The sequence below is a fragment of the Dehalococcoidia bacterium genome (genome assembly GCA_030648205.1).
In the GTDB taxonomy this organism is placed as follows: domain Bacteria; phylum Chloroflexota; class Dehalococcoidia; order JAUSIH01; family JAUSIH01; genus JAUSIH01.
Genome location: JAUSIH010000116.1, coordinates 1 through 24,724, shown reverse-complemented (window position 1 = coordinate 24,724; position 24,724 = coordinate 1). Strand labels below are relative to the sequence as shown.

Here is a 24,724-nt window from a genome sequence, read left to right as displayed (position 1 = left end):
GGGGATGTGTCCCCCTACGCTGTCACGATAAGGTGACCACGGCAGGCCCCCAGCTTGCACCGGAACTCGAACTCTCCCGGCGTATGCGGCGTAAACTCCAGGACCGTTCTGCGGAAAGCCGGGAGCATGGAGGCGACGCCCAGCCCTGGAAAGACCACCCACTCCGTGCACTCGCCGTTCTCCTGGCGGTCAAAGGTGATGCGGACCGGCCTCTCACGCCGCACCCGCACCCGATTGGGCACGTAGCCCCGTCGCACCAGAATCTGGACCTCCTGTGCCCCGTCCGTGCCCGGCCTGGACTGCCGAGAAGACCTGCACGCCGCCCACACGACGACCGCCACGGTCAACCCGAGCGCCACTCCCGCCAGGACCAGCAACAGCTCCACGTACCGCCTCGCTAGCCTTCTCTAATCTCACGTTACCCTTCAGCCTATCCGGGCGGGTTACTGGGGGTTTATCCGCCGGTAAACATTTGGTAAACGTGGCGCGTTGCGCGCTCAGCAGTGGACGCGCCCTCGTTTGCTATACTGAAGGCGACGTATGAGAGCAAAAATCCTGTTGGTGGACGACGATGAGCTTCTCCGCGCGTCGCTGCGTTATCAGCTTGAGCGCGAGGGCTATCACGTCATGGCGGCGCAAACAGGCGCCGAGGGGCTGGAGAAGGCGCGTCTGGCTCTTCCTGATCTCGTCCTCCTGGATATCGGGCTGCCTGACATGGACGGCAGGGAGGTGTGCCGCATCCTCCAGCAGGGCACAGCCCTGCCCGTCATCTTCCTGACGGCGCGCGGCGACGAGATTGATCGGGTCAGCGGCCTGCGTCTGGGCGCCGACGACTACATGGTCAAGCCCTTCAGCATGGCGGAGCTCATCGCCCGGATAGACACCGTCCTGCGCAGGTCTCGCGGGCGCGCTCCTGCCGACACGCCCTCCCGCATCGAGGCGGGGGACATCACCCTGAACGTGGACGCGCGGCGGGCGCTTGTTCGCGGACGTGACGTGGAGATGGCCCCCAAAGAGTTCGACCTGCTACGCATCCTGGCCGCGCACCCCGGCCGGGCGCTGAAGCGCGAGTTTCTGTTGGACGCCGTCTGGGGCCAGGACTTCTTCGGCGATACCAAGACGCTGGACGTGCATATCCGACGCCTCCGCGAAAAAGTCGAGACCCACCCGGAGCGCCCTCAGCGCATCGTCACTGTCCGCGGGGTCGGATACATGTTCGTTGCGGCAGAACCCTCGCATGCTTAGAAGCATCCGCTGGAAGCTGGCCCTGGCCTTTGGACTGCCCACGGTGGTCTTCCTCTTCTTGCTGGGGCTGTACCTGACATCAGTCCTGGAGAGCTTTCATCTCGAACGCATGCGAATTGACCTGGTATCGCAGGCTATCTGGATAGGACAGGATTTCGTTCCCGATATCCTCGCGCAAAAGAGACCACAGGAGATCCAGACGCACATTAATAGCCAGCGGACCCCCAACAGCGATGTGACGCGTATTCTGGTCATTGACGCCGATGGTGTGCTGCTCGGCTCCTCCTGGGCGCGAGACACGCAGCTTGTGGGCAAGCGTATGGAGGAGCTCGGCGTCCGGGACGCGCTGGCCGGTCAGGCCACCAGCGGCGCCGCGCACGCCACGCAGGCGAGCGGCGAAGCACTCTACGCCGCCGTGTCTGTCAAGGACGGGGGGCGCGTGATAGGCGTCCTGCGCCTCTCCTACGATCTGGGACATGTGGACGACGTAAAACGGCAGCTACGCCTCACCATCGGCGCGGGGACGGCCCTTGCGGGAGTCCTTCTGATAGGGCTAAGCCTGTGGATAGCCTACACTCTGGTCCGGCCGCTACGGACAGTCGGGCAGGCCGCCCGGCAGGTCGCCCAGGGGCACTTTGGGGTGCGCGCGACGGTACAATCGTCAGATGAGGTGGGGCAGCTTGCTGACGACTTCAACCACATGAGCGCCCGCCTGGAGGAGGCCGAGCAGGCGCGGCGTCATTTTCTTGCTGACGTGACCCACGAGCTGCGGGCGCCCGCGGGGGGCATCAAGGCTGCGGCAGAGGCCCTGGCTGCGGGTGGAAGCGAAGACCCGGACGTCCGTCCCAAGCTGGTTCAAGGTATTATACGGGAGGCGGACCGCCTCAATCGGCTGGTGGAAGACCTGACGCAGCTTGTCCGCTTCGAGACGGGGACCATGGACTTCAGGCCCGTGGAGACGGATGTGGCGATGGTCGCCCGCCAGGTGCACCAGCGGTTCCTGCCCGAGTCCCAGCGCCGAGGCATCCACCTGGACGTGATCTGCGAGGCCAACCCGTTGATGGTGCGGGGAGACCCGGACCGTCTGGCCCAGGCCGTCTCCAACCTCGTGGACAACGCCCTCAAGTACACCCCCTCGGGAGGGAGCGTCCACATCGCGGCGGGCACGGGGCCGGAAGCCACGTGGCTCAGAGTCACGGACGCCGGAGTGGGCATTCCACCGGAGGAGCTGCCGCACGTCTTCGACCGCTCATACCGAGGCCGCCATTCCTCCACGGCGAGCAGAGGGGGCATGGGACTGGGACTGGCTATCGCACGGGCTATCGTGGAGACCCACGGAGGGATCATCGCAGCGGAGAGTCACATCGGGCGAGGCAGCGTGTTCACCATCCGTTTGCCCCCGGTGTAGCATTCCGCAGCCTCACCCCATCTTTGTTTACCTTTTGTTAACCCTGCGCTAAATCGCGCGTAACCTTGTGCCCCGGCAGGTCTGCTAAGCTCGCCTTGCTATGGCGAACGTGAGCAAAAAGAGGGCGCTGCCGGCCCGCGTCGGCATGGGCCTGGTAATCACTGGCGGGCTGCTCATGCTCGTTGTGGGCGGCTACTATGGACTCGCCGCCTACGCCTACACGCAACTCACGGGGCTGAGCGCCACGTCGGCGCCGGATGCCGTGGAGCGCGGCCTCCCGGAAGGCTGGCAGACGGTCGAAGTCAGCCGTCTTCCTGGAGACAGTGCTTCGGAAACGCCGAAGGCGGGCGCTCTGGCAAAGGACGGTAAGAGCGCACTCGACGGCCCCGCCGTTGACCTCTACCCTGCCGGTGTCGCTGCCGCCACCGCAAGCCTTGTGCCCTCCGCAGAGGCTGCGCGAGCCAACGCCCCGGCGCGGCAGGCCGGCGGACTGCGCCCGGTGAAGCTGGACGACCTGCCGCGAACCGTTGGCGAGACTCCACCGGCCCGGCGCATCCAGATCCCGTCTATCGGAGTGGACTCCAAGGTCGTGGAACTCAACACCGTATGGAATAACGGCATCCTGGAGTGGGAGACGCCCAAATGGGCGGTGGGCCATCACAACGGAACGGCCAACCCTGGAGAGCGGAACAATATGGTGCTGTCGGGCCACATCAGCAGCCCGCTGCTCCGGGAAGGCGAGGTCTTCAAGCGCTTGCCGGAAATCCCCAAGCTCCTGGACTCGGGGCAGATAGTGGACATCATCGTCTTCACCGACGACACCAGATTCTTGTACCGTGTGGTGAGATGGGAGCTGGTCAAACCGGAACAACTGGATGTGTTTGCTCGGACAGAGGAGCCTGTCGTCACTCTCATCACCTGTTATCCCGACTACGCCTATTGGGACAGGCTCATCATTACCGGCCGGCTCGTGGCGATGGCGCCACTATAGCCAGTCACCCTGTCAAATCACGCTCTCCAAACGAAAAGAAGGCCCTTTTGCGCCCCTCAAACGCCAGCGAGACTTGCGAAGCTGACAGCGGTGCCCCCTTTCTGGAGCAAGCACGGCGCTGATGTAACCTCGCTCAGAAGCAGGTCGCACTAGGCCAACCTTTTCACGCCTAAGAATATACGCCGCGCGGCCATCCCTGAGACTAACGCGCCTTGCAACGCCCGTTGCAAGGGCTTATGTCGAACCTGAGGGTATCTACGGGCAATGATTGGGGATGTAGTTTGCGGCTGACGGACCGTTGGGCAACGGCGCTACGAAGTCATGGCGTCCCGCACCGGCAGATGACCACGCGGTTAGGCCGCCAGCATAATACTGAGCCAGACCGCAAAGCCACTGGCAGCACCTAGACCTGCAGCAGCACCATGCCTGCCTGTGAGAAGCGCGATGGCCCCGGCTACGGCGACAAGCCCCGTGCCAATACGCAACCAGACAATAATCTTCAACTATACCGCCCTCGACTTCTTGGACGCTGGCTTGATTGTATTCTCGCTGCGACCCTAGGGCAAGCAAAGAGCTTCCTCCGTGCTTGCTTGGGCATGGAGCAGTGGTGGCACTCGACGAGCCGCTCTCGCTTGTAGCGCTCCAGAACGTACATCCTGACATCCGATAAAGCAACGTGGTGTGCTAGAATTGGGTTGAGTCCCGCGACCGCCGCAACCCGGGAAGCTGAGTAGGCCCGGGAAACAGTCGGGCGGCCCTTAGGCAGATACGAAATATGGTTATGGGGTGAGCGATGTGTCTAAGTAGGATTAAGTCGTTCTTTTGCCGACACAAGGCAAAGGGTGAAGCCAAACGGCCTGAGCAGGTGACCAAGGCTGCCGGAGAAAAGGCGCCTGCGGAGGCCGAGAAGAAGGCTGGTGGAACCAGCTGACAGCAAGGCGGGAATGGCGGCCACCTCCACGGTGGGACATTTTCAACCGCCATTGACACTTCCGGGGGTACGTCTCCTCTCCATTAGCCCTTCTCCGCACCCGATTCTCTTGCACTCGGGTGATCGTGCACCACACGCCGATGACTGTTCAACCAGAACGCAAGAGAACTGCTGCTCCAGCCGTTCAGCCTGCTGGCGATGGTCAGCGTGGTGTGGGCGGCGCTGGTGGTGTGGTACATGACGCGTCCGCGGGTGGGTGCGTACTACCGCCCACAACGGCCGCCCGCCGACGGGGAGCGGCTTACACCAGGAAGTCCTTGAGCTTCTTGGAGCGGCTGGGGTGACGGAGCTTGCGCAGCGCCTCCGCCTCCATCTCCGCTTCAACCTCCGGCTTGGCCTCGTCCTCCTCCTCCGCGTTTTCCGCGCCGTTCTCCGGCCAGGTCTCGCCCCGTTTCCCTAACAGCGTGGGGGCATGGACGGATTCGTCCATCGTGGACTGGTCCACGGAGGCTAGCCGCGCGGCCAGCTCTCCCACGGGCAACTCGACATCTTTCTCTTCGCGCTCCCCCAGAGTCAGAATGTCCATCACATCAGGCTTCTTCATGGGGCCGTGACGCTGGCTCTTGGGGGCTGGCTTAGCCGGTGGCGGAGGAGCAGACGTGCCGTGCACCGCCGTGCGCGCGCGCTGCGGCGGCACTGCGGTGGCGGGCGATGCCTTCTGCTTGGCGGCAGGCTTTGTAGCCACTGCGGCGCTCTTGCCCGCGGCGAGCTTTGCAGCCACGGGGTCGCTTTTGGTCGCGACAGGCTTTGTGACCACGGCGGCGCTTTTGCCCGCGGCGGGCTTTGCAGCCACGGGGGCGCTCTTGCCCGCGGCGGGCCGTTTCTCAGTGGTGGTGTCTGGCTTCTTCACGGTCTCTTTGGCCATGCGCTTTGCTCCCTTTCCGTGAACACGACCCGCAACTCTTCATTGCGCTGGAGCCCCTGTCTATCCATCTCCGTCAACTCATCTCCGGACAGCCCTTCCTGGGCAAGCGCCTGTTCTTCCATCTCCTTGAGGTGGCGCAAACGGCGCTCCTCAAGCCGCCGGAGAGTCTCAGTCATCGCACGTTCCATCTCGGACGCATCTGAAGGGGGGAGAGGTGTGGTCAAAAGGGAGTCCCAATGGCCTTGAAGGTGCTCGTCCAACGACTGACGAATATCTATTGTACCATTTTTCTGGATACACTGGAAAAGCTCCCGGTTCTCCGGCCTTTCGAAGTGCTCCGGCAAGGCTCCGCTCGCGAGGGCGCGCAGTTCGGGGTGCTGGAGCAGAAGCGCGAGGACGTACTCCTCCAGCGGGTCCCGGTTGACCGTCGCCTTCGCGGGCGCGAGGGCGCTCGCGCCTTTTCCAGCGGGCTGTTTGCGTCGGAGCTGGCTGATGCTCGCCTGCATGATGCCCTTGTCCGTCTGCAGCAGGCGGGCCAGCCTGTCCAGGTACTCGTTACGCTGAAAGATATTCTCTATGCGCGCAATGAGGGGATAGAGGTCTTCCAGCGCCCGCTGCTTGCCCGAAGGGGACGACAGGTCCAGCTTCTGCGCCGCCACTTGGAACAGATAGTCAATCAGAGGCGTGGCCTCCTCCACTATCCTGGTCCACGCCTTCGGGTCCTCTCGAATAATCTCGTCGGGGTCGCGCCCGCGCGGCAGAGAGGCGATGGCCAGTTCCGGGTCTGGCTCCTGCTGGAACGCGGCCCCGGCCTTGCCCGTCCCCTGGGCGCGCACCCGCCTGTCGAAGATGCGCCACGACGACTCCAGGCTGCGCAGCGTGGCCTCGTCGCCCGCCGCGTCCGGGTCCAGCGCCAGCACAAAGCGGTGCGCCAGCTTCTTCAGGATGTCCACCTGGCGCTCTGTGAGGGCCGTGCCCATGGACGCCACCACGTTGGCGAAGCCATGCTGATGGGCCATCAGCGCATCCATGTAGCCCTCCACGATGACCGCCCGCCCCTCGCGGCGAATAGCCTCTCGCGCCTTGTGGATGCCGTAGAGGATGGCGCTCTTGTCGAAGATGGGTGTCTGCGGCGAGTTCAGGTACTTGGGCTCCTGCGCGTCGTCCAGCGTCCGCGCTCCAAAGCCGGACATCCGTCCGCGCTCGTCCCAGATGGGGATGACCAGCCGCCCACGGAAGCGGTCGTACAATGCGCCGTCGTCCTTCTGGACCACCAGTCCGGCGAACAGCATGTCCGTGGGGCTGAACCCCTCTTTGGTGAGATGCTCCTGCAGGGCGCTCCAGCTATCCGGGCTGTAGCCGAGCTGGAAGGCGGCGACCGTCTCATCGGACACCCCACGCTTCGCCAGGTGCTGGCGCGCGGTCTCCGCGTCCGGAGAATGGAGCAGCATGCGGTTGAAGAAGCGCGCGGCGGTCTCGCAGGCGTGGCGCAGGTGGTCCTCGCGCCCAGCCTCGACGGCGCGGTCCGGCAGCGCGATGTTGGCGCGGTTGGCCAGGAGGCGCAGCGCCTCGCCGAAGCCGATGTTCTCGCGCTTCATGGCAAAGCTGAAGACGTCGCCGCCGGTGGCGCACGCGCCGAAGCAGTGCCACGTCTGCCGTTCGGGGAAGACGAAGAAGGAGGGTGTCTTCTCCGCGTGGAAGGGGCAGTTGGCCTTGAAGCTGCGCCCAGCCCGCGTCAGGGGGACGTAGGACTGGACTACGTCCACAATGTCGAGCTTGCCGCGGACCTCATCAATGACGGACATAAGGCGTTATGCCAACAGGGCACGCATCGGAGCGCTCCCCCTATATCCTGTGCTCGAATATCCCCTTGCTGATGCCCGGCTTGATCTCCTCCGCCACGCGCAGCGCGTACCTGTCCGTCATCCCCGCGATGTAGTCCACCGCCGCCTGCTGCGGCGTCTCCGCGCGCAGCCGGAACTCCGACGTCACCTTCTCCGGGTTCCGCGTGTACTGCCGATACAGCAGCCGCAGGACCTCCCGCGCGCGCTCGGCCTGCTCCTCCGAGGCGGCCACCAGGTAGCACCGCTGGAACAGGAACTCCCGCAGGGCGTTGGCGGCCTCCTGCACCCGCGGACTCATGCGTATCTCGGGCCGCTTCCCTTCTTCGGGTTGCGGGACACGGCCCGTCGCCGCCCACGAGGCGAGGATGACGTCCGCGATGAGGGTGTTCCGCCGCTCGGTCGGGCTGGCGCCCAGCGTCTCCCTGACCAGGGGTGGAAGGTCGGCCTCGGTCAGCATGCCCGCGCGGAAGGCGTCGTCCAGGTCGTGATTGATATAGGCGATTGCGTCGCACAGGCGCACGGCCTGCGCCTCCAGCGTGGAGACGGCCTCCATGTTGCCGACGATATCCTTCCGCGCCTTCGAGTGGGTCAGGATGCCCTGGCGGACTTCCCATGTCAGGTTCAGGCCCCGGCCCTCGCCCTCAAGCACGTCCACGATGCGCAGGCTCTGACGGTTGTGGCGGAACCCGCCCGGGTAGAGCTCCGCCAGGACGCCCTCTCCCAGGTGGCCGAAGGGCGTATGGCCCAGGTCGTGACCCAGGCCGATGGCCTCCACCAGGTCCTCGTTCAGCTCCAGCGCACGGGCGACGGCGCGGGAGAGCGAGACGACCTCCAGGGTGTGCGTCATGCGCGTGACGTAGTGGTCGCCCAGGGGCGCGATGAAGACCTGAGTCTTGTGCATCAGGCGGCGAAAGGCCTTGGTGTGGAGGATGCGGTCCCGGTCCACCTGGAACGCCGTGCCCAGAGGGTCAGGCGGCTCTGGACGCTCGCGTCCGCGTCCTTCCGTGGAAGGACTGCGCTGGGCGTACGGGGAGAGGCTCTCCTCCCGCGCCTCCAGACGCTCACGGATGCCCAGGTCGCCCAAAGGGGCTGTCATCGCCCCCTCATCACACCGGTCGGCCCCTGCGGGGCCTAGCCCTCTGTTTGCGGAGGCAGCTTGCCCAGCTCCTGCTCCACGGTGGCCACGATCTCCCGCGTGCGGTCAATCATGTCCGGGCTGACCGACACGGAGGTGACGCCCCACTCCACGAGCTTCTTGGTCAGGTCCGGGAAGAAGGACGGCGCCTGGCCGCAAATGGAGCAGGTGATGCCCCGCTTCACGCAGGTGGTGATGGTGCGCTCCATGGCCCACATGACCGCGTCGTTGCGCTCGTCGAAGACGTCGGCAAACTTCGAGTTGTCGCGGTCAATGCCCAGGATGAGCTGGGTCAGGTCGTTGGAGCCGATGGACACGCCATCTATGCCCACGTCAATGAACTTGTCCAGCAGGATGACGGTTGAGGGCACCTCCACCATGATCCACAGCTTGAGACCGTTGGTGCGGCGCAGGCCCTCCTCTTCCATCACCTGTTTCACCAGGGACAGCTCCAGCGGCGTCCGCACGAAGGGCAGCATCACCCACAGGTTCTTGTGCTTCTGGCGGACCCGCTTGATGGCCTCTATCTCCAGCTTGAAGATATCCCGCTCGCGGACGTACCGGGAGACGCCCCGGTAGCCGATCATGGGGTTCTCTTCCGTCTCCTCGTACTTTTCGCCGCCCAGAAGGCCCCGATACTCGTTGGTCTTGAAGTCGGTGCAGCGGTAGACCACGGGCCGCGGGTCAAAGGCGGAGGCGAAATTGAGGAGGCCGGCGGCCAGCTTGTCCGTGAACTCATCGCCGCGCTTCTCCTCCAGCATGTGGCGCGGGTGCTCGCGGATGTAGTGGGCGATGATGAACTCGGCGCGCAGCAGCCCGACGCCGTCCACGTGCCGCGTGGCGATGACGTCCGCCAGCTCGGGGTCGGCCAGGTTCACGTACACGCGAGTCGCGGTGCGGATGCGGCGCGCGGCCTCGGTCTTCTCTTTCTTGGCAGTGGCGATGCGCCCCGCATAGACCTTGCCCGCGCCACCATCAACGGTGATGACCTGGTCCTCTTTGAGGACCGTCGTCGCACGGCCCGCTCCCACGATGCACGGGATGCCCAACTCGCGGCTGACGATGGCGGCGTGGCATGTCCGTCCGCCCTTGTCGGTCACGATGGCGTGGGCCCGCTTCATGGCGGGGACGAAGTCCGGCGTGGTCATCTCCGTGACCAGGATATCGCCCTTCATGACCCGGTGAATCTCCGACGGGCTGTGGATGATGCGCACGGGGCCGGAGTCAACTCCCGGGCTGGCGCCCGCGCCGGAGAGAATGACCGTGGCCGTTATCTTCTGGATCTCCTCCACCTCTTCGTCGCGAAGGGTGGTCACGGGACGCGACTGCAGGATGTAGAACTTGCCCTTCTCCCAGGCCCACTCAATGTCCTGAGGAACGTCGTAGTGGTCCTCAATGACGCGGGCCAGCTTGGCCAGCTCCATGATGCCGTCCGGCTCCATCTTCTGCCGGGCCCGGTCCTCTTCCGGCACCGGGTACTTGACGTTGGTGTACTCCTTGTCCCAGTTGAAGTTCGGGTTCCGGACCAGCTTCCAGTCCTGGACGGAGACCTTGCGCTCCAGAATGCGCATGTTCTCCTTGTCCACCACAATGTAGTCGGGCGTGACGGAGCCGGAGACGATAGCCTCGCCCAGACCCCACACAGCCTCAATAACGATCTTGCTTTTGTCGCTGGACACCGGCTCGACGGTGAACAGGACGCCTGACACCTCCGACTGGACCATCTTCTGCACCACCGCGGCCAGGCCAACCGCCATGTGGTCGTAGCCCTGATGCGCCCGATAGAAGATAGCCCGCGATTCAAAAAGAGAGGCCCAGCAGCTCTGCACCGCGGTGATGACCGCGTCCTCTCCCTCCACATTCAGGTATGAGGTCTGCTGCCCGGCGAAGGACGCCTCCGGCAGGTCTTCCGCGGTCGCGGAGGAGCGCACGGCCACCACCCCGCCGCCCATCTCCCGGTATGCCTGGCGGACGCGGTCGGCGATCTCCAGGGGCATCTCGGCGCGCGTGATGGCCGTCTTGATCTGGGACGCCACGTCGGCGAGCTGCTTGCTGTCGTTGGGATTAAGCCCGGCCAGAAGGTTGCGGGTCCATTCCTTGAGTCCCGCATGCTCCAGGAAGGTGAAATAGCAGTCCGCGGTAACGACAAAGCCCGGAGGGACTGGGATTCCGGCCTGCGTCATCTCGCCCAGGCTGGCGCCCTTGCCGCCCGCCAGAGCGATGTCGTGCTTGCTGATCTCGTTGAACCACAGGACGACGGGCGTCTGAGTGGCCTGCTTGTGTTTCATGACGTGTGCTCCTACTACTTATTTACTGGACGGCGCCCCGAAGCATAGGGCCGACACGCGGCCCTAACTGGGGGAGTAGTAGGACGGCACCGCGCACCAGAGATGCAGAGGATTCCCCGCAGCAGGCATCATAGGAGACCTCCTTGGATATCCAAGCCGATGGAGACAAACACTCGTCCCGGACTCGGGACGTCCAGGCTGGGTAAATGAAATCAAAAACTCTGCCATCTATGGTATCACAGAGCCTGGGAAACTGGCTAGGGGGCCGGGAGAAATCCGGTTACTTCTTGGCCTGGGTCTCCTTCGCCTTCTTTTCCTTGTCCTCGGCGTCCCACCGGGCCAGGTCCTCCGGCTTGGGAGGAATGGATGTCCACTGCACCTTCTCCGCGTCCGCGACCAGCTTCTTCTCCTTGGCCATCTCGCGGATCTTGAGGAGGGTCATGTTGACCTCTGGGGTCAGGAATGCCCACTCGGGCGCCTCGGGAATCCAGTAAGGCGAGTTGATCCGCACTACCTGGTTTTTCTTCGCGTTGAGGTAGATCCCGAACTTCTGATGCAGGGTCACGTCATACCTCCCAAAATTAATCAGGCGGGTGGAGTTTACTCCACCGTCACCGACTTTGCAAGATTACGGGGCTGGTCCACGTCGCACCCGCGACGGACGGCTATATGATAGGCGAAAAGCTGCAGAGGCACAACCGCCAGGATGGCTTGGACAAACGCGCCCGCCTGGGGAATAGTAAGCGTGTGGTCCGCCAGCTTCCGCGCGCCATCGTCTCCCTCCACCGCCACGGCGATGACCTGCCCGCCCCTGGCCTTGACCTCCTGGATGTTCGCCAGCATCTTCTCATAAACAGGGCTTCCCTGCAACGCCACGGCCACAATCGGCATATGCTCGTCAATCAGAGCAATAGGGCCGTGCTTCATCTCCCCCGCCGGATAGCCCTCGGCGTGGATGTAGCTGATCTCCTTCAGCTTGAGCGCGCCTTCCAGGGCCACCGGATAGGTGACGCCCCGCCCCAGGTACAGGAAATGCTCGCGCCGGAAGTACAGGTCGGCCAGACGCTGGACAGCGCCGGCTTGCTCCAGGACAGACCCTATGAGCTTGGGCGTCCGCGCCAGGTCGTCCACCAGCCTGCGCAGCGCCTCGGACGAGGCGCTGCCGCGCACCTGCCCCAAGTATGCGGCCAGGAGGGCCAGCGCCGTAAGGGACGACGTGAAGGTCTTGGTGCTGGCCACGCCGATTTCAGGGCCGGCGCGGAGAAGCAACGTGCCTTCCGCCAGCCGGGTCGCCTGGCTGCCCTCCCCGTTGCAGATGACCACCTGCCGCGCGCCTCCGGCGCCCGCCGCCTCCATGGCCGCCAGCGTGTCCGCCGTTTCGCCGGACTGGGTGATGGAGACAACCAGCGTGTGCGCGTCCAGGTACGGCAAACGGTAGCGCCACTCAGACGCGCAGTCCGCCTCCGCGGGCAGGCCGGCCAGCGACTCCATCAGGTAACGCCCGACGAGAGCGGCGTGCAGGCTGGTGCCGCACCCGGTAATCACCACGCGGCGCAGGGCGAGCACGTCGCGCCGGGTGAACGGCAGCTCCGACAGCACCACCTGTCCCCGCCCGAAGTCCACCCGCCCCCGCAGGGCGTCGGTGATAGCCGTGGGCTGCTCCATGATCTCCTTGAGCATGAAGTGCTTGTAGCTGCCCTTCGCCGCGGATATGGGGTCCATCGCCAGCACCTGGGGACTTTTGGCGAGAGGAGCGCCGTCCAGGCTGGCGTAGCGCGCCCCGTCGCGGGTGACCACAGCCATCTCTCTGCTGGCAAGATAGACCACTCGCCGCGTGTGCGGGAGCAGCGCGGGCAGGTCGCTGGACACGAACATCTCCCCGTCGCCATAGCCCACGACCACGCCCCCGGCGTTGCCGGTGCGCACGGCCACAAGCTCCCCCGGCGCCGCCTTGCCCAGCACCATAATGGCGTGGGCACCCTGGAGCCTCGCCGCCGCCTGACGCACCGCGGAGGCCATGTCCAGTCCGCTCCGCAATCCGGCCTCTATCAGGTGCGGAACGACCTCCGTGTCCGTCTCAGAGCGGAACGCATGCCCGGACTTCTCCAACTCCGCTTTCAGCGCCATGTAGTTCTCCACAATGCCGTTGTGGATGACGACCAACTCGTGAGCGCAGTCAAAGTGGGGGTGCGCATTCAGAACGGAGGGCTTGCCGTGAGTGGCCCACCGGGTGTGGCCGATGCCTACCGTGCCGGACGGGAGCCGCCCCTGGACACTCGCGTGCAGGGCGGAGAGCTTGCCCACCGCCCTGTGGACGGCGATCTCGCCCCGAGGGGAGAGCACGGCGATACCTGAGCTGTCATAGCCCCGGTACTCCAGCCTTTGCAGCCCCTCCATCAGGAGCGGCGCAGCGGGACGCTGGCCCACATAACCTACGATGCCGCACATAGTCCGTCCTCAGGCCAATGGCCGTCCAACCCAAGTAAGCTCCAGGGGAGCGTATCCGCCGCCAGCCCGCGCGTCAACTGCCGGGCGCGCCGGGCCTCTGATAGTCGTCCGCCCGCACGGTCGCGAGCCTCCCGGCGACCATCTCCGCCAGCGTGCAGAGCATGGCGCGGGAGAGCAGCCCCTCCAGCAGGGGCAGGCTGAAGGGTTGACCAAAGACCACCTCCACCCGCGGCCTGCGCAGCAGCCCAATGCCCTCAGTCCCGCTCACGCGCACGGGCAGCACGGGCGCCATAGCGCGCAGGGCCAGAAGCACCGCGCCGACCATCCCGGCCGGGATGCGGGCCGCGGACGGAACGCACCCGCTCCGAGGGCGGCTGACGTCTCTTAACAGAATGCCCACCGCTGCGTCGTGACGCAGCATGTCCACACCCTCGTCCAGCCTGTCCCTCCGCGGAAGGACCAGACGACCTCCGGTTGCCGCCCATTCCCTGCCCCAGAACACCAGGGGGCGCGGAAGCGCCGCCGCCAGGGCCACCGCGTCCCACCGGCTCCGTCGCTCCGCCACGACCACCAGCGGGCCACGAGGAATCACCGCCTCCACACCCTTAAGTTGAGCGTCCGCCAGCAGGGGGAACACCACCCTTACGAGGAGCAGCGACGGCGCGTAGAAGGGGCGCATTCCGGGGCATCCACCATAGCGAGAATCTCGGCCACCACCTGCTCCAGCGTGAGACCGTCCGTGTTGACGACGCACGCGTCAGGGGCCTGCCTGAGGGGCGATACGACGCGCTCGCTGTCCAGCCTGTCCCGGCGCTGGATGTCCCGCAAGATAGTCTCGTAGCTGGCGGCGTGTCCGGCCTCGCGCACCTCCAGGCTGCGCCGACGCGCCCGCTCCTCCGGCGAGGCCTGCAAATAGACCTTGATGTCGGCGTGCGGCAGGACCACCGTGCCGATATCCCGTCCCACCATGACAACTCCTCCGTCGTCCGCCAGGCGGCGCTGCAACCGGACGAGCGCCGTCCGGACACCCCGGACGCGCGACACGATGGACACGGCCCGCTCCACACGGGGCAGGCGAAGCTTGGCGGTTACATCCTGTCCATCCACCACCATGGCGCTGCCGCTCGCCCGGCGGGGAGCGGGCTTCAGCTCGATGCGTGCGTGGCGCGCCAGGTTCGAGAGGGCGGAGGCGTCGTCCAGGTCAACTTTCCGCTGCAAGGCCAGCCAAGTGACGGCCCGGTACATGACGCCGGTGTCTACAAAGCGGTAGCGGAGCTTGCGGGCGAGCAGTCGGCCCACGGTGGTCTTGCCCGCAGCCACAGGCCCATCAATAGCGATAACGTGTGGTCGTGTCATGGTGGCGGGGGATGCTCCAGACGCAAGTCGCTTGACGCTTGGCCTATTATACCGGAGCGCCATGAGCAGGACAAATCCGCCCGTAGCGGCGCGTATGTCCGGCAGTGTGGACATAAGCAGGGTGGGGGTCGGCAAAAAGTGAGAGCGCCCCCCGCGGGGCGCTCTCACTACAGAGGGGGCTCCGGGAGATGACTATTGAACGGTGATCTTGCCCACCATGCCGAGCTCCTTGTGCCCGGGCACGGTGCAATGGAAGTCGAACGTCCCCGCCTGGTTGGCCGTGAAGGTCAATTTGCCGGTCTGGCCGGGCTTGACCACGGCAGCGAACTTGGCGTTTATAGCCTCGGCAACCCAGTCGTGCTCCACGCTGCCCTTGTTCTCCAAAGCAATGGTGATTGCCTCTCCGCGCTTGACCGTTATCTCCGCGGGTGCGAACTTATAATCAGTGCCTGTGAGCTTGATTTCGTTACCGCCTGCGGCAGATCCTCCCCCACCACATCCCGCCACCACCAGCATGAGCACCAGGGCAACTGCCGAAAAAAGGACCGCTCGCTTCAATGTACTCCCTCCTTGAGCCGACCACACGTGACGTGCTATCTACATCATTTGCCACGTAACCGGAATGTTACACCCTTTTCTCCCCTTCGTCAAGGTGCGATAGCTGCACTATGAGACTGAGCCCGGCCGTGCATGACGTATGGTAGGCGGTTTATGTCAATCTTCGCCTGTCCTGGGCCGAGCCCTCCGCCCACGGGGCCGTCACTCGGGGAAAGCGCTCTTATCCGCGGGGCATCTCCTCCAGCCGCACCGTGAGCACCTGCTGCTGGCTGCCTCGAACGACCGTGACCCGGACGTTCTGCCCGATTGGCCGTTTCCGGATTTCCGATTGCAATTGGGCCACGGACGCCACTGGCGCGTTCTCGATCTTGATGATGACGTCGCCGGCGCGCATGGTCGCCCTGTCCGCCGGGCCGCCGCGCTGGACGTCCTGGACCAGCACCCCTTCCGTGACCGGCAGCCGGAGCTGTATCGCCATCCGCCGGGTAACGTCCTGTACACTCACTCCAATCCACGGCCAGATGACCCGGCCGCTCGACTGGAGCTGGGCCACAATGGGCTTCGCCTCGTTGATGGCGATGGCGAAACCAATTCCCTGCGCCTCCGAGGCTATGACTGTATTGATGCCCACCACTTCGCCGCGCAGGTTGATCAACGGCCCGCCGCTGTTGCCCGGGTTGATGGCGGCGTCCGTCTGGATGAGATTGTTGAGGACCGTGCCCGATGGCTCCGGCACCGAGCGCCCGACCGCGCTGACCACCCCCACCGTCACTGTGGGGCCGCCCGGCAGCGCCAGCGCGTTGCCGATGGCGATGACCCACTCCCCGGCGCGCAGGGCCTCGGAGTTGCCCAGTCGGGCCACGGGCAGGTTATCGCCCTTGATTTTCAGCACCGCCAGGTCCGTCATCGGGTCGCGGCCCACCACCTGCGCGTCGAAGGTGCGGTCGTCAGGCAGCAGCACGCTGATCTGCCGCGCCCCTTCAATGACGTGGTTGTTGGTGATGATGAAGCCGGCCTGGTCGAAGATGATGCCCGAGCCCGCGCCCTCTTCGCGCACCCGCTGCATGAACGCGTTCACGCCCACCGACTCCGTGACAATGGAGACGACCGCTGGCTTCACCTTTTCGACGATGGAGATCACGTCCGGCAGGCTTTGAGCGGCGAGAGGAACCTGCGTCACCGGGGACTCGGTCACGCGCTGCGCTTCCACGGGAGCGGGAGGCGGCTCCAGTGGAACGCCAGGGCCGAGCGGGCTGAGCGGGTTCAGCAGGCCCATGCCGGGCACGCACCCGGAGACGGCCACCACCAGGGCCAGCACCATGGCAAGGATCCCAGCGGCGCGCCCCGCGCGCCAGGGGCGTCTGACTGTTGCTCCAAGGCTACCGCGGACTGTGGCGAACACGGTCACCCCTCCTGTTACAAGACCAGCACTCGCGCGCCTTCAGATAGAGGCCCGGCGCCCGCGAAGGCCCTGTCCTTAACTGTACACCATGCGACGAGATAAACGTAACCTCGCGGAGAGCAGGCGACGCCACTAAAGGGGGACGATGAGGACGCGGGGAGAGAGCCTACAGCCGCGACTGGATGACCTGGCGCTGGAGCGCCATCAGCTCTTTGATTCCCTTGCTGCCCAGCGCGAGGAGGGAGTCCATGCGCTGACGGGAGAACGGGGCCTTTTCGGCGGTGCCCTGCACCTCGACGAATTCCCCTTCGGCGGTCATGACCAGGTTGAAGTCCACGTCCGCGTGAAAGTCCTCTTCGTAACAGAGGTCAAGAAGCTCCTCCCCATCCACGACGCCCACGCTGGTAGCCGCCACAGCCGTTTTCATCGGCGCCCGGTGGAGCAGGCCCTTCCTGACCAGCCCCTGCAGCGCCTGGTGCAGGGCAACGTACGCGCCCGTCACCGCCGCCGTCCGCGTGCCGCCGTCGGCCTGGAGCACGTCGCAGTCCACGGTCAGCGTCCGCTCGCCCAGCGCCTCCATGTCCACGGTGGCACGCAGCGACCGGCCTATCAGACGCTGAATCTCCAGCGTACGCCCGCTGGGACGGCCGCTCGCGCCCTCCCGGGGCGTCCGCGTGAGCGTCGAGCGGGGAAGCATGCTGTATTCCGCGGTGATCCAGCCCCGTTTCTCGCCGCGCATCCAGTTGGGCACGCGCTCCTCCACCGTCACCGCGCACAGCACCTTTGTCATGCCCACTTCAATGAGAACGGAGCCTTCCGCAAAGGCCAGATAGCTGGGTGTTATCCGCACTTTGCGAAGCTCGTCGTTGGCGCGGCCATCTATTCTCGTCACTATGTCCCCCGTTGCACATTTACCGACAGCATCAGTCCGTCAACCAGAATATCAACGGCGCCCGCGCCACCGGTCTCGACTATTCTAGCGTCAGGCAGGCGCGCCTTCAACGCCTCAACAGGCCCGGCCTCGCTCTGGCCCAGCACGATGACCAGCCGCACGCCCGGCGCCAGCGTGGCCGGGTCCGGCGCGAGCGCGCCCGCCTTGTGCGTCAGGACGGCGATAGCCCCCGGCGGGCCGTCGCCCACCGTCAGAAGCTCCGCCCGCGGCGTGCGGAGCCGGACGGCGAGGCTGTCCCCTTCCGCGGAAGGGCCGACCACGTCCAGCGCCATATCTGGCCCCAGCGGCAGCGTCTGCCCCGCGCGCGCATCCAGCCGCCGCACTCCCCTTTCGTCCAGCAGCCTGCGCCACTCGACGTACACGGCGGTCCGGCCCTCCGCGAATGGCCCCAGCGCTGCCTGCAATCGGTAGCGCGTCCCGGCCTCCGTCAGCCCGCGCAGCGCGTCCGCCCGCCCCGATGTGAAGACCGCCAGATGCACGTCACGTTCCCAGAAGGACATGGCTGCGCCCATCTCCTGCGTCAGGCGCGACGGCGACGCCCCGGCTTCGAGCAGCACGACGTACCCCTGCGGCGAGCGCACGACGATGGTCGGCGCGCCGCCCACGTCGGCGATGCGGATGCGGACGCGGCCTTCGGTCGTGGAGACAGCCGCTGTCCAGACAGTGGCACACAGCCCCGCCATGAGCAGCAACCCCACCGGGCTGAGCGCGAGCCGCTGGAACGCGGGCCATGCCCTCCGCAAGCCGCCGAGGCTGCTCGCCTCGCGGCCCAGGCCCACGAGGACGACGGCGAGCGCCAGCGCTCCGTAGGCCAGCCACACCAGCTCAACGCTGAGACGTCCCACGTCCACCGCCGCGAAGGGCAGCGCCGCGAAGCCGCGAACAACCAGGGCCAGATAGGTCAACCACGGCCACGCCAGCCAGCCCGCCACCGCGCCGGCGTCCGGGGACACCAGGCCCGCCAGCGCCGCCAGGATTGACGAGGCCAGGAGCGGCGGCAGCGCGGGCGCGGTCAGGATGGTTGCAGGCAGGCCCGCCGGGGAGAACAGGTGAAAGGTCAGGGCAATCAGTGGAGCGGTCGCCAGGATTGCCCCCAGTCCGGCGGCCACGCCTTCCACGAGAAAGCGCGCCGCGCCCCCTTCCGCGGAAGAGCCGTCGCCTTTGCCGAGCAGCCGGTGGCCCAGCGAGGAGAACCACGGGCTGATGAAGACAAGGCCCGCCATCGCCAGGAAGCTGAGCTGGAAAGATGTGTCCCAGAGGCCGCGCGGGTCAATCAGGAGGAGAAGCGCCACAGCCAGGCCGAGCGCCGCCGCAGACGCCCCGGGGCGACCCAGCGCCAGCGCGGCAAGATACAGGCTGCCCATGACGACGGAACGCGCCACGGGAGGCTGCATCCCCGTGAGCAATGCATATATCCAGATGGCGCCCAGCGGCGACAGCAGGTACAGGCCGCGGCGACGGCCCAGCGCCCATATGCTGAGCGGAAGCACCAGCCCCAGCACGATGCCTATGTTCAGACCAGACACCGCCAGAATATGCGTCGTGCCCGTGCGCGCGAAGTCGGTGAGAAGGTCTTGAGGAATGGCGGCGCGCAGGCCCAGCACCATGCCCTGGGCCAGGGCCGCCTGCGGCTCCGGCAGAGACTGGGCCAGGGAGCGGGCCATCCGCCAGCGCACCGCGGAGAGCCATGCGAGCGGCGGGAACCCCCGGCCTTCCGCCAGCAGCTCCGTTTGCGGGCGGTACGCCACCGCGACGATGCCCCGCCGCGCGAGGAACTCCCGATAGTCGAACTCGTCGAAGCGCGGCGGCGGCTGCACCTCGCCGCGCAGGCCGAGCGCGTCGCCGTAGCGCAGGTAGGGTTCCTCGCGCTCGGAGACGAGTCGCGCGGTGGGCTGGACGTAGGCCAGCAGGTCGCCGTCCACGGGACGCCACCGGCCTCCCTCCCGGACCTCCACCGACGTGAGGCGCAGGCGCACGTCGCGGTCGCGCGCCTCAGGGTCCGCCGCGACGACGCCGCGCAGAGAGACGGTTTGCCCGGAGAGCGCCGCAAGGCTAGTCGGGCCTGTCAGGTCCGGGACAGCCTGCAATCGCGCCGCGCCCAGCAGCGCCGCGGCCACCATCGCCGGGGCCAGCAGCGCGGCGGGCCGCCGCCGGAGCAGGACGCCAACAAGGACAAGCATCGGCAGCGGGGCAAGAAGCAAAAGCGATGGCGTCCCCGGCAGCCAGCTCGCTACCAGCACGCCGACCGCGAGCGCACCGCCGAGGTACGCCAGCGTCATCGTCTCCTTCCACGGAAGGACCAAGCGTCCGTGCTAGCCGATGACGCCCGCTTTGTTAAGCGCCTGGACATCCTTCCCCGAAAAGCCCAACTCCTTCAGCACAGCGGCGGTGTGCTCACCGGCCCTGGGCGCGGGCAGCCGGATGGAGCTGGACGCGCCGGACAGCTTGATGGGGTTCCCCACCTGAATGACCTTCTTGCCGCTGGGGTGCTTGAACTCCACCGCCATCCCGCGCGCCTTGAGGTGGGGGTCATTGATGCTCTCGGCCAGGTCGTACACCGGGCTGAAGCAGACGTCCGCCTTCTTGAAGATGCGCGCCCACTCGTCCCGCGTGTGGGTGAGCATGGCCTTCTGGACGGCGGCGTTCGACTCGGCGATGCGCTCCTTGATGCGCGCGGCGTTCGGGAGGTAGTCCACCACCTCGCCGGAGCCGCGGTCCTCCCAGTAGTCCAGGTACTTCTTGTCGATGCCGGTCGCCTCGACGAAGCGGTCCCAAAAGACCTTCATGCCGAAGGAGAAGACCATGTGCCCGCCGTCCCTGGTGCGCCAGATGTTCGTGCAGCGCTTGCCCCGCAGCGGCTTCTTGCCCTCCGCCAGCCAGAGCGGCCAGTGACGCGCGCCGACCCAGTAGGTGAGAGCGTCCGCGGCGCCGACGTCAACGAACTGGCCCTTGCCCGTCTTCTCCCGCATGTACAGCGCCATCATGATGCCCACCACGCCGAACATGGTGCAGGTGTAGTCGCCGACGGGCGCGCCGGGCAGCACGTACTCCCCGTTGGAGGCGCCGTACAGGTCAAGGAAGCCGGAGACGGCCAGCCAGTTCGGGTCGAAGCCGGGGATGTCGCGGTAGGGGCCGGTCTGTCCGTAGCCGCTCATGGAGCAGGCGACGATGCGCGGGTTGAGCTTCTTGAGCGTGGGGTAGTCCGCGCCCAGCCGCTTCATCGCGCCGGGCCGGAACTCGTCCACCACCACGTCGGCGCTCTTCACCAGCTTGTGCAGGATTTCGCGACCCTGCGGCTGTTTCAGGTCAAGGAAGATGCTGCGCTTGTTGCGCTGCAGGGCGCCGTAGAGGCGGCGCTCGTCGTTCGCCCGTTGGTTGTACCAGCCGGCCGCCGCCGACCGCGACAGAGGGTCCTCGATCATAATCACGTCCGCACCCATGTCGCCCAGAATGGTGGTGCACAGCGGGCCGATCATGAACCGCGAGAAGTCAATGACCCGGATGCCGTCGAGAGGTCCCGATGCCATAGCTGTCCTCCTATGTAATGATTCCTGCTTGCCTGCTACTCGACCGTAATCAGGTCCTTGAGCCGCTGGTAGGTCTGGGGGCCGATGCCCCGCACCTTGACGATGTCCTCCGGGCGCTGGAACGGGCCGTTCCGCGTCCGGTAGTCCACGATCGCCCGCGCGTAGCTGTCGCCGATCCCGGGCAGCGCCTTCAGCTCGTCCGCCGTCGCGGTGTTGATGTTGACGAGACCCGCGAGCGTCGCCGCGCCCGTCGCGGTCGCCGCGGCGGACGCCGTCCGTTCGGCAAGGGCGGGCACGTGGACCTGCTGTCCGTCCTTGAGCAACGCCGCCAGATTTATGCGCGCCTGGTCGGCCTCCGGCACGAAGCCTCCCGCCGCCTCCACCGCCCGCGCCACCCGGTCGCCGTCGCGCAGCGTATAGACGCCCGTGCTGTGCACCGCGCCGCTCACGTACACCACCACGGGACGCGCTCCCGGCGTGGCCGCCGCGACGGGGGTCAGCGTGACGACGACAGGCTCCGGTCTGGGCAACCGGACGTAGAAGACCGCCAGCCCGGCCACCGTGGCAAGGGCAAGGACGGCGAAAAGCGCAAGCCGGACTCGGAGCCATAGCCCATCAGACATGGCCACCCCGCGCGCAACTATAGCGGCGGCGTGGGGGTGGTGTCAACGCCCGTGGGATGTGAGCGAATTGGACTTATGCCACACATTTCCAGGGCACGACACTGGAAGCTATGCCAAAACTCCTCGGAGTCCAAAGGACGACTGGAATCCGCTCATGATTCGACATGCTCAGCACGAGCGGGAGAAGTTACCACGCTCACCCTTCGACATGCTCAGGGTGAGGAGGCAAACTTTTGAAATGAGTTCTACGGCTCTTTGCGGAAGATGATGCGCCGCTCCCACTCCGGCGAGGTCTGCGGATAGTCCGTGCGATAGTGCGCCCCGCGGCTCTCCTGCCGGGCCAGCGCGGCCTCGCTGAGCAGCCGCCCCACGACGACCAGGTTGCGCAGCTCGTAGGAAGACCGGTCGCTGGCTTGAAGACTGCCTGGTTCCCACTGAGCCATCTGCTCGCAGGCCCTGGTCAGGCCCTCTCCATCCCGGGTCATGCCGCCATACCGCCACATGAGGCGCTGTACATCCTGCAAAGAGGGGGCCGCCCCCGCGCGCGCCTTCTTCTTGCGTGTCGGCAGCGTCATGCGCGTGACCGGAATAGGCGCCGGGGCCGACTTGGCCGTCGGGCCGCCGGCGGTCCGCTCGACAACCCGCCGCGCGAAGACGATGCCCTCCAGGAGTGAATTGCTGGCCAGCCGGTTCGCCCCGTGGACGCCCGTGCAGGCCACCTCTCCACAGGCGTACAGTCCGGGGGTGGAGGCCTCACCCCAGACAGAGGTGCCCACGCCGCCGATCATATAGTGCGCGGCGGGCGCCACGGGAATGGGGTCCCTGGCGATATCCAGGCCGTAGTGCGCGCAGTAGAGGGATATGGTGGGGAAGCGCGTCCGCACGTGCTTCGGCGAGAGGTGGGTCATGTCCAGCAGCACCCGATCGCTGTCCGTCCGCTGCATCTCCTGGACAATGGCCCGCGCCACCACGTCGCGGGGGGCCAGCTCCGCCTGGGGCGTGTACCGCGGCATGAAACGCTCGCCGCGCACGTTGCGGAGGATGCCCCCCTCGCCGCGCAGCGCCTCGCTGATCAGGAACGGCGGCGCGCCGGGCAGGTGCAGCGCCGTGGGATGGAACTGGTAGAACTCCATGTCCACCAGCTCGACGCCCGCCTGGAAGGCCAGGGCCACGCCGTCGCCGGTCGCCCCTTCGGGGTTCGTCGTGTAGCTGAACAGGCGTCCCGCGCCGCCGGTCGCCAGCACCACGTACTTGCTGCGGACCTCCTCGGTGGAGCCTGTCCGCACGTCCATGATGCTCACCCCGCGCGCGACCCCGTCCTCCACCGTCAGCGCCGTCGCCAGGCAGTTCTCCAGCACGGCCACCCGCGACGAGCGGACGACGCTGCCCAACGTCAGCTCGATGTGCTTGCCCGTGGCGTCGCCGCCCGCGTGCAGCACCCGCGGCCTGGAGTGGCCGCCCTCAAGGGTCAGATGAATCTCGCCGTCGGCGGTGTCGAAGGGCACGCCGAAGCGGATGAGGTCCTCGATGCAGTCCGCCGCCTCCTGGGTAAGGATGCGGACCGCCTCCGAGTCGCACAGGCCCGCGCCCGCCTTCAGCGTGTCCTCCATGTGGATGGCGGGAGAGTCGTCCGACGCGATGGGCGCGGCGATGCCCCCTTGGGCGTAGCGGGTGTTGCACTCCTCCAGCGGGCCCTTGGTGATGACCAGGACGCTGCCGTGCTGCTGGGCCTTCATGGCGGCGTACAGGCCCGCGATGCCGGAGCCGATGACCACGTAGTCGTAGCGAAGCATCTGTCCCCCTTACCCTCCATGAGTATCGTCCCGCGCTGAGGGGGCGTCAAGTTGGCGCGGGGCCGCGCCGCGAAACGCTATCCGCGGGCTTGACGGACTATAAGACGCGCCGTATAGTAGTGGTATCCGGCGCTCAAGCCACATTTTGATGCAGTCGTCGTTCTAATATCGTGTCCTGGGGAGGGTGCGGTATGAACACAAGCAGGGTCTTTTTCATCGCCCTGGCGGCCGCCGCCCTGGCCCTCGCCGCCTGCACGCCGCCCGCCGTGACGCCCGTGACGCCCGCGTCCCCGACGCCCGCGCCCACGGCGATAGCCGCGCCTGTCCCACCCGCGCCGACCGCGCCGACCACGGCAGTCCCCACCACCACGCCCACGCCGCGTCCACCGACGCCGACGCCCACGGCGACGAACACACCCGCGCCGGTCCCGACGGCACCGCCGGTCCCCGCGCCGACCGCCGCGCCTGCGCCCGTGCCGACGCCCACACCAAAGGCGATCCCGACCCTGCTGGAGTTTACTGGCCAACTGCCCTCCATTGGGCCCGTCACATACACCATCCCGGAGGGCGGGACTGTCACTGTCCCAGCCTTTCAAGGCTGGGTGAGTCTGGTGGTGATTGAGGGAGTAACGCCTGATCAGGTGGCCCGAACGGCGGGATCCGCAGAAGGAACCATCGTCGAGGCCAACGTCCGGCTGGGACTCTACACGGTGTCCGTCCTCTCAGGGAAGGAAGGCGCACTTATTGCCCGGCTACGCCAGGAAACATGGGTGGTGGAGGTCAGCCCCGTGTTCCTGGTGGGGCCGGCCCAGGGGCCGGAGAAGCCCGCGAAATTCGTTGACCTGCCCTACGACCCAAAGGAGCCGCCGTCCAAGGGTGGCCCGTGCGGCGACTTCCATGGGAACCTGACGGCCCTTCAAGCCACCACGGCGGGACGACGGTCCGAGGTCATGGACGTCCGGCCCACATGGCTGGAAAAGACATGGGCCGCGGCTAAACTGCTGGGTGGAAAGCTGCCGGAAACGGTCCTCGGCGTTCCCTGGAACCTCCCCACGGCCAACAAGATCGCTGAGGCCATGGAGACTGGCTCTGTGGTCAACGTCAGCCTGCAAGCAAAGAGTGACGTCGAAATCGCGGGGTTGTCCTACAAGTTCATAGACGCGGAATATCGCCACCAGCAGGCGGCGTTCCTGGCAGCCGTGTTCCGCGCGGCCGAGAGCGGCCCGGATGTGCCGGTCATCGTAGCGGCAGGGAACGGGGATGCCCTTGGGAAGGGACATGACTTCACCCGCTATATG

General features: G+C 66.3%; 20 protein-coding genes. 4 read left to right on the top strand and 16 right to left on the bottom strand.

From position 1 onward, the window contains the following. Nucleotides 1-14: 14 nt before the first annotated feature. Nucleotides 15-386 carry a cupredoxin domain-containing protein gene (locus Q7T26_13050; GenBank protein ID MDO8533068.1) on the bottom strand — a complete coding sequence of 124 codons (372 nt, stop codon included), beginning with the start codon at nt 384-386 and terminating at the stop codon, nt 15-17. A 154-nt stretch (nt 387-540) separates the two neighbouring features. Here Q7T26_13050 and Q7T26_13045 point away from each other — a divergent pair, with 154 nt between their 5' ends. The 3 genes from Q7T26_13045 (at nt 541) to Q7T26_13035 (ending at nt 3,644) form a co-directional block, all read left to right on the top strand. Continuing rightward, nucleotides 541-1,245 (top strand): response regulator transcription factor, encoded by a 705-nt coding sequence (locus Q7T26_13045; GenBank protein MDO8533067.1) that lies wholly within the window; start codon nt 541-543, stop codon nt 1,243-1,245. After that, a complete protein-coding gene (locus Q7T26_13040) occupies nt 1,238-2,653 on the top strand; it encodes an ATP-binding protein (GenBank protein ID MDO8533066.1) in 1,416 nt (471 codons plus the stop codon). The genes Q7T26_13045 and Q7T26_13040 overlap by 8 nt, the downstream gene beginning before the upstream one ends. 100 nt (nt 2,654-2,753) lie before the next feature. Beyond that, nucleotides 2,754-3,644, top strand: coding sequence for a sortase (locus tag Q7T26_13035; GenBank protein MDO8533065.1), 891 nt, complete (start codon nt 2,754-2,756; stop codon nt 3,642-3,644). Between the two features lie 1,232 nt (nt 3,645-4,876). Here Q7T26_13035 and Q7T26_13030 read toward each other — a convergent pair. The 15 genes from Q7T26_13030 to nadB form a co-directional block, all read right to left on the bottom strand. Further along, on the bottom strand, nt 4,877-5,500 hold the full coding sequence (locus tag Q7T26_13030; protein ID MDO8533064.1) for a hypothetical protein: 624 nt from the start codon (nt 5,498-5,500) through the stop codon (nt 4,877-4,879). Further along, a complete protein-coding gene (gene dnaG, locus Q7T26_13025) occupies nt 5,482-7,305 on the bottom strand; it encodes a DNA primase (protein ID MDO8533063.1) in 1,824 nt (607 codons plus the stop codon). The genes Q7T26_13030 and dnaG overlap by 19 nt, the downstream gene beginning before the upstream one ends. Nucleotides 7,306-7,345: 40 nt before the next feature. After that, entirely contained in the window at nt 7,346-8,440 is a 1,095-nt protein-coding gene (locus Q7T26_13020; GenBank protein MDO8533062.1) for a deoxyguanosinetriphosphate triphosphohydrolase, read from the bottom strand. A gap of 35 nt (nt 8,441-8,475) precedes the next feature. Further along, nucleotides 8,476-10,767 (bottom strand): phosphoenolpyruvate synthase, encoded by a 2,292-nt coding sequence (gene ppsA / locus Q7T26_13015; protein ID MDO8533061.1) that lies wholly within the window; start codon nt 10,765-10,767, stop codon nt 8,476-8,478. A 280-nt stretch (nt 10,768-11,047) separates the two neighbouring features. Further along, complete coding sequence (locus Q7T26_13010; GenBank protein MDO8533060.1) at nt 11,048-11,332, bottom strand: hypothetical protein; 285 nt, start codon at nt 11,330-11,332, stop codon at nt 11,048-11,050. Between the two features lie 35 nt (nt 11,333-11,367). Then, nucleotides 11,368-13,215 carry a glutamine--fructose-6-phosphate transaminase (isomerizing) gene (glmS, locus tag Q7T26_13005; GenBank protein ID MDO8533059.1) on the bottom strand — a complete coding sequence of 616 codons (1,848 nt, stop codon included), beginning with the start codon at nt 13,213-13,215 and terminating at the stop codon, nt 11,368-11,370. A 73-nt stretch (nt 13,216-13,288) separates the two neighbouring features. After that, on the bottom strand, nt 13,289-13,894 hold the full coding sequence (locus Q7T26_13000) for a hypothetical protein (GenBank protein ID MDO8533058.1): 606 nt from the start codon (nt 13,892-13,894) through the stop codon (nt 13,289-13,291). Next, nucleotides 13,858-14,571: a (d)CMP kinase gene (gene cmk, locus Q7T26_12995; GenBank protein ID MDO8533057.1), complete on the bottom strand. Its 714-nt coding sequence runs from the start codon at nt 14,569-14,571 to the stop codon at nt 13,858-13,860. The genes Q7T26_13000 and cmk overlap by 37 nt, the downstream gene beginning before the upstream one ends. 192 nt (nt 14,572-14,763) lie before the next feature. Then, the gene (locus Q7T26_12990) at nt 14,764-15,129 is read right to left on the bottom strand and encodes a cupredoxin domain-containing protein (protein ID MDO8533056.1); all 366 of its coding nucleotides are present in this window, start codon (nt 15,127-15,129) and stop codon (nt 14,764-14,766) included. Nucleotides 15,130-15,349: 220 nt separating this feature from the next. Then, on the bottom strand, nt 15,350-16,450 hold the full coding sequence (locus Q7T26_12985) for a trypsin-like peptidase domain-containing protein (GenBank protein MDO8533055.1): 1,101 nt from the start codon (nt 16,448-16,450) through the stop codon (nt 15,350-15,352). 247 nt (nt 16,451-16,697) lie between these two features. After that, on the bottom strand, nt 16,698-17,423 hold the full coding sequence (gene rph, locus Q7T26_12980; protein ID MDO8533054.1) for a ribonuclease PH: 726 nt from the start codon (nt 17,421-17,423) through the stop codon (nt 16,698-16,700). Then, entirely contained in the window at nt 17,423-19,762 is a 2,340-nt protein-coding gene (locus tag Q7T26_12975) for a ComEC/Rec2 family competence protein (protein ID MDO8533053.1), read from the bottom strand. The genes rph and Q7T26_12975 overlap by 1 nt, the downstream gene beginning before the upstream one ends. A 33-nt stretch (nt 19,763-19,795) precedes the next feature. Next, nucleotides 19,796-21,010, bottom strand: coding sequence for a CaiB/BaiF CoA-transferase family protein (locus Q7T26_12970; protein MDO8533052.1), 1,215 nt, complete (start codon nt 21,008-21,010; stop codon nt 19,796-19,798). A gap of 35 nt (nt 21,011-21,045) precedes the next feature. Further along, on the bottom strand, nt 21,046-21,633 hold the full coding sequence (locus Q7T26_12965; protein ID MDO8533051.1) for a ComEA family DNA-binding protein: 588 nt from the start codon (nt 21,631-21,633) through the stop codon (nt 21,046-21,048). 245 nt (nt 21,634-21,878) lie between these two features. After that, complete coding sequence (gene nadB / locus Q7T26_12960) at nt 21,879-23,426, bottom strand: L-aspartate oxidase (GenBank protein ID MDO8533050.1); 1,548 nt, start codon at nt 23,424-23,426, stop codon at nt 21,879-21,881. A 191-nt stretch (nt 23,427-23,617) separates the two neighbouring features. Here nadB and Q7T26_12955 point away from each other — a divergent pair. Next, nucleotides 23,618-24,724, top strand: a 1,107-nt coding sequence (locus Q7T26_12955; GenBank protein MDO8533049.1) for a hypothetical protein, incomplete at its 3' end; no start/stop codon positions are given.

Bases quoted from the DNA above. Each gene is read 5' to 3' on its own strand.
- Q7T26_13040 (MDO8533066.1), top strand. From the start codon at position 1,238: ATGCTTAGAAGCATCCGCTGGAAGCTGGCCCTGGCCTTTGGACTGCCC.
- glmS (MDO8533059.1), bottom strand. From the start codon at position 13,215: ATGTGCGGCATCGTAGGTTATGTGGGCCAGCGTCCCGCTGCGCCGCTC.
- Q7T26_13000 (MDO8533058.1), bottom strand. From the start codon at position 13,894: ATGCGCCCCTTCTACGCGCCGTCGCTGCTCCTCGTAAGGGTGGTGTTC.
- Q7T26_12970 (MDO8533052.1), bottom strand. From the start codon at position 21,010: ATGGCATCGGGACCTCTCGACGGCATCCGGGTCATTGACTTCTCGCGG.
- Q7T26_13035 (MDO8533065.1), top strand. From the start codon at position 2,754: ATGGCGAACGTGAGCAAAAAGAGGGCGCTGCCGGCCCGCGTCGGCATG.
- ppsA (MDO8533061.1), bottom strand. From the start codon at position 10,767: ATGAAACACAAGCAGGCCACTCAGACGCCCGTCGTCCTGTGGTTCAAC.
- Q7T26_12985 (MDO8533055.1), bottom strand. From the start codon at position 16,450: ATGGTGCTGGCCCTGGTGGTGGCCGTCTCCGGGTGCGTGCCCGGCATG.
- Q7T26_12975 (MDO8533053.1), bottom strand. From the start codon at position 19,762: ATGACGCTGGCGTACCTCGGCGGTGCGCTCGCGGTCGGCGTGCTGGTA.
- cmk (MDO8533057.1), bottom strand. From the start codon at position 14,571: ATGACACGACCACACGTTATCGCTATTGATGGGCCTGTGGCTGCGGGC.
- dnaG (MDO8533063.1), bottom strand. From the start codon at position 7,305: ATGTCCGTCATTGATGAGGTCCGCGGCAAGCTCGACATTGTGGACGTA.
- Q7T26_13030 (MDO8533064.1), bottom strand. From the start codon at position 5,500: ATGGCCAAAGAGACCGTGAAGAAGCCAGACACCACCACTGAGAAACGG.
- Q7T26_12965 (MDO8533051.1), bottom strand. From the start codon at position 21,633: ATGTCTGATGGGCTATGGCTCCGAGTCCGGCTTGCGCTTTTCGCCGTC.
- Q7T26_13020 (MDO8533062.1), bottom strand. From the start codon at position 8,440: ATGACAGCCCCTTTGGGCGACCTGGGCATCCGTGAGCGTCTGGAGGCG.
- Q7T26_13045 (MDO8533067.1), top strand. From the start codon at position 541: ATGAGAGCAAAAATCCTGTTGGTGGACGACGATGAGCTTCTCCGCGCG.
- nadB (MDO8533050.1), bottom strand. From the start codon at position 23,426: ATGCTTCGCTACGACTACGTGGTCATCGGCTCCGGCATCGCGGGCCTG.